Source organism: Anaerosporobacter sp. (assembly GCF_965301125.1).
Map to the genome: position 1 here is coordinate 1 of NZ_CBDLAM010000287.1, position 3,330 is coordinate 3,330.

Below are 3,330 nucleotides of genomic sequence, written 5' to 3' on the forward strand. Positions count from 1 at the left end.
TCGGGATTGTTTTAACGTTACATATCTTAACTTTAAAAATCCGCTTACCAAATATACATAAGGTCTATATAGCTCTAGCTATAGCTGCTGCCTCTGTTGTAGCATTAAGTGCTCTTCTAGCGCATACAGCATCTCCAATAACATCATATGCAATTCCTTTTTCACTGCAATAAGATGCAATATCTTCAAAATTACGCGATTTTGCACCGATGGCAACAACGACATAATCACAAGGTATACTATCCAAATGTCCTTCTTTTTCCACAATTACAGCATTTTCTGATATCTCAGTACATTTAGCACCCGTTACTGTATGAACTCCTGCGTGATGGATATTTTCCATTACCGCTATTTTACGAAGATCACCTAAATCTTTACCAACTTGGTCAAGCATCTCAACAACTGTAATTTCTTCTGCCTTACCTTCAAGATATTCTGCTACCTCAAGTCCAACAAGGCCTCCACCAATAATAACTACCTTTCCTTCTAATGAAACAAGCCCATCAAGCACATCATGAGAATTCGTAACATGTGGTAATTCTGCTCCAGGAATACGAAGTTTCATTGGTGCAGCTCCAATTGCAATAATTACCTCTTGTGGAGCTTCCTTCTCAATAATTTCAGTAGTAATTGGTGTGGATAATCGTATCTCAACATCTTCTCTTTTTGCCTGTTCTCCCATCCATATAGCAGCTTCTTTCATTTCCTCTTTCCTTGGTGCTGCCCCTGCCAAGACGAATTGTCCACCTAAATGCTCTGCTGCTTCACAGACTATCGGATGATGTCCTCTACGCTTAAGCGTAATTGCCGCTTCTAAACCAGCAACACCTCCACCTGCAATCAGCACTTTCTTTGGAGCCGTAGTTTTAATCAATGTATATTCCTGTTCTCTACCAAGTGCAGGATTTCTCATGCAAGTTATGTATGGCACATCTTGTGCAACAAATCCATCATAGCATCCTTGATTACAACCAATACAACGAACTATGCTATCTTCGTCACCATTTAATGCTTTATTGCAAAAATCAGGATCAGCTAACTGTCCACGACCAATTACAACCATATCAGCTTTATCCTCTGATAAGATATCTTCTGCTAGTGAAGGTTCATTAATTCTTCCTACCGCTACTGTGATGAGTCCTGTCTCTTTCTTAATCCTAGCTGCATTCTCTACATTAAAACCTCTTGGCAAATCAATTGGAGGCACTTCATATTTAATAGCAGAAGAAGAAAAATTCCCTCTTGATACATCAACTACATCCACACCAGCTTCTTTAGCTAATTTACAAAACTCAATTACTTCCTCAATAGTAAGTCCGCTATCTAAATAATCATCATGGGCATCTATTCTCATAAATAAAGGCATATCCTCTGGTATATTACTACGAATGGAACGAATACATTCAAGAGGAAAACGTGCTCGATTTTCAAAAGATCCACCATATTCATCTGTTCTTCTATTAAAGAAAGGGCTGAGAAAACTATGTGGTACATAATTATGTCCTGCATGAAACTCTAAGGTATCGTACCCAGCCTCTACAGCACGTTTAGCTGCAGCACCATAAGCTTCTACAGCTTCTTCTATGGTTTCAAGACTTGCACCTTTGATCACATGATCTGTACCTTTAACTGGTATATCACTAGGTATCATTATCATTGCTTCTGGATCACTTGCCACCGCTAATCCACCAAGCCAAAGCTGAACTCCTGCTTTACCACCTGCCTCATGAATGGCATCTGCTAATCTCGTCAAACCTGGAATATATTTATCCTCAGATATAGCAAGAAAATGTTTTGGTGCAGCTTTCTTATAAACACTACAGACTTCAGTGAAGTTAAGTCCACAACCTCCAACTACTCTTGCTACATGATAGTCGATAACCTGATCAGTAACATATTTGTCTTCCGTTGCCATCTTCGTTCCCATCGCTGGAAATACTACTCGGTTTTTTAATTCTAGACCTCTAATTTTAATTGAGCTAAAAAGATGATTGTACTTCATAATATCTCGCCTTTCTTTGATAATTAAATTTTTAACAATGTTTTTCATTAACATTATAACCCACAACAGTAATTAAAACAATACGTTTTAAACATATTGTTTTAATTTCTGTCAAAAAAAAGAGATGCTATTGTTAGCACCTCTCAATTTTATACCCAAATTCTTTATCTACCTTTTATTTTTTACTTCTTTATAAGATCAATAATGTGTTTGATATACTCGACTCTTTTCTCTTTGCTCGTCAATAACGATTGGTCATGACCGAATGAATCTTGTTTCTCTGCTGGATATGTTAACGCAGCCATAAAAATGATACTATTGAATTGGGATTCAGATGGATTACTCTTTGATACAGAATTTAAAATTCGATTCATCTTTGTATGTAATTCTCTGGTCACCTCAATAATACTCTTAGATACCTCATCTTCCTCCTTCAATCGCTCAGCTTCTTTAAATATAGCTGTTAATCCAGAATAATGAATGGTATATTCCATGATCTCATTCGCAAACATAATAAGTCGTTCTTCTTCAGAATATTCCTCCTGGTCAAGAATAGAATAAATTTCAATTGAATTATGAATAAAGAACTCTTTTGTATTCCGAAGCATCTCTTCTTTTGTTCCAAAGTAATAATTGATTGCACTTACATTAACGCCTGCTTCCTTCGCTATTGCTCGAATCGGTACATTACAAGTTCCTTGTTTCCCAATTAGGTATAATGCAGTATCTAGAATTTTTTCCTCTATACTTTTAAGTTCTCTCATTTAGTAACTCCTTAAATAAACATATTCGGATATATAATCCTACGCTAAGTTGATTTCGTATGTTAACATTATACCAATATAGTTTAAAAGCACAAGATTTTCTAGGAAATAATAAATTTTCTACTCCCACCTTATTTGCATACATCAGATTAATCTTCATTTGTAATAACACTATTTTCCAAATTGATTATAGTGTATAATAATGTAATATTGATAAAAAATAATCGGAGGCATATATGAACATTATCTTTGATTTAGATGGAACACTATTTCAAACACAACCTTGCATTATCAACGCTGTTAATAAGCTTTTTCTTAATAATGGGCTCAAACCAATCGAATCCGACAAAATCTTACAAAATATAGGTAAACGAAGTAATGATTTTTTATGTAGTATATTACCTCCTGATATTATAACTAATGAACTTTATGAACAATTTTGTATGTATGAAAAAGAAGAAATTTCTCAAAATGGACAGCTATTTGATGGAATACAAACTCTATTAGACTATTTAAAGATTAATAATCACCACCTTTATTTATGCTCTAATGGAAGTATAGAAT

At 34.9% G+C, this 3,330-nt stretch carries 3 protein-coding genes; 1 reads left to right on the plus strand and 2 read right to left on the minus strand.

The window, feature by feature from the left end; translation table 11 throughout:
* Positions 1-64: 64 nt before the first annotated feature.
* Together baiCD and ACW2QF_RS18795 are read right to left on the minus strand one after the other, a co-directional pair.
* Positions 65-2,002: a bile acid Fe-S flavoenzyme BaiCD gene (baiCD, locus tag ACW2QF_RS18790; protein ID WP_455717547.1), complete on the minus strand. Its 1,938-nt coding sequence runs from the start codon at positions 2,000-2,002 to the stop codon at positions 65-67.
* Positions 2,003-2,184: 182 nt separating this feature from the next.
* Positions 2,185-2,766 carry a TetR/AcrR family transcriptional regulator gene (locus ACW2QF_RS18795; protein WP_455717548.1) on the minus strand — a complete coding sequence of 194 codons (582 nt, stop codon included), beginning with the start codon at positions 2,764-2,766 and terminating at the stop codon, positions 2,185-2,187.
* A gap of 236 nt (positions 2,767-3,002) precedes the next feature.
* Between ACW2QF_RS18795 and ACW2QF_RS18800 the strand changes: the two genes are divergently transcribed.
* The coding region (locus ACW2QF_RS18800) for an HAD family hydrolase (protein ID WP_455717549.1) at positions 3,003-3,330 on the plus strand (328 nt) is incomplete at its 3' end.